This window comes from Paenibacillus sp. OSY-SE (assembly GCF_000283315.1).
In the GTDB taxonomy this organism is placed as follows: domain Bacteria; phylum Bacillota; class Bacilli; order Paenibacillales; family Paenibacillaceae; genus Paenibacillus_B; species Paenibacillus_B profundus.
The window spans coordinates 1-1,544 of record NZ_ALKF01000007.1 but is presented as its reverse complement, the minus strand read 5'-3'; the positions used below and the strand labels follow the sequence as shown (position 1 = coordinate 1,544).

1 protein-coding gene is annotated in these 1,544 nt (G+C 47.5%); it reads left to right on the top strand.

Annotated features, from left to right (window positions below):
* Positions 1-243: 243 nt before the first annotated feature.
* A complete protein-coding gene (locus tag A372_RS0100035) occupies positions 244-1,422 on the top strand; it encodes an IS110 family transposase (RefSeq protein WP_019418878.1) in 1,179 nt (392 codons plus the stop codon).
* The last annotated feature ends 122 nt before the right edge of the window (positions 1,423-1,544 follow it).

The following is a 1,544-nucleotide window of genomic DNA, read 5'->3' as shown; positions in this document are numbered from 1 at the left end:
TTCGTATTATTAGGTCAGCCAGAGATTTCTGGTTGGCCTATTTTCATAGGTGTCTTATGATGGCGATAGCCGGGAGAACGTAGGGCTCTTAGGGGCGCGGACCCCGTCAAAAAAACTGTTCTCTCACTATCTCCAATGACCATGTTTGAGCTGGTTGAGGCTATGACCTCGTATCACAAGCGAAGCTATGGGTTTGGAACCATCGTGGGAGCGCCGGCTGAATTTACATCAGGAGGAGATGACATGGGACCGGTTATCGGCTTAGATGTATCGAAAGGGACAAGTGTGATTCAAGCGTTTCTTAAACGCAATGAGGTTTTTGGAAAATCGGAAGCTATAAAGCATACCGAATCAGGGTTTAGACGGCTGGGAAACGTACTACACGAGCTTAAAGAACGTACAGGAGAAGAACCCGTTGTCATTCTCGAGGCAACTGGTCATTATCACCGTGTCGTGGTGGCGTATTTGACGACCAACGGAATCAAACATCTCATTATCAATCCTCTTCTGTCCAAACGTGCAAAGAATGCGCAGCTTCGAAAGGTAAAGACAGATGCGGCGGATGCTTGGCATTTAGCCGAGATGTACTATCGCGGCGATGTACGCCCGCATCGAAGCTGGGACGAGTGTTATATGGAGCTTCAGCATGTGACCCGGCAGCACGAATTCGTAACGTCGCTTTATGTGCAAGCAAAGCTCAATATGCGATCGCTATTGGATCAGGTATTTCCGGCCTATGAGGAGGTGTTCTACGATTTGTATTCCGTTACAGCACTAACGACGTTGCAAGTCTTCTTATCTGGTCGAACGCAAGGGTGGGAGGAAGCGATTCGTAAGAGTGCGGGGAAATCGCGCTCCAAATCTTGGATTCGCATGAAAGTTGAGTTGCTGGACACCATTCATCAACAAGGGTTCAAGGGGAAAAGGAGCGTGGCTCAAACCCAGATGCTGCAAAGCATGGTGTCGTTACTTCTCTCCATACAGGAACAACTTCAAGCGATTGAGGAACAGATGCAACGACTGGCTGAAGCTTTTCCAGAAGTTGAACTTCTAAAGAGTATTCCAGGCGTAGGCGATAAGCTGGCGGCAACTATTGTATCAGAAATTGGAGATGCTCAGCAATTTGATGATCCCAAGCAACTCGTAGCGTTTGCGGGGTTAGATCCGGGTGTGTATAGTTCGGGGCAATTTGTGGCCACAAGCAACCGGATAACAAAGCGAGGCTCCAAACGCTTACGTCGAGCGTTATATCTGGCAGTCCAATGTGGATTAAGACGTGGCACGAACCCGAAGCTGAAGGGATATTACGATAAGAAAAGACAAGAGGGCAAACCCTACAAGGTGACGGTGATTGCTTGCGCCAACAAGCTATTGCATCACATTTACGCCATCTTGAGAAAGGGCCAGCCCTACCAAACATAAACCATAATTAACCAAAATCCTCCACGCCAATGGAGGTTATTTGGTGTGCATAGAAAATTATATCAGTATCCCACCGTCAAGCCAAGACATTAGGGCTTGACAAACATTAGCTGGTTTTTTTG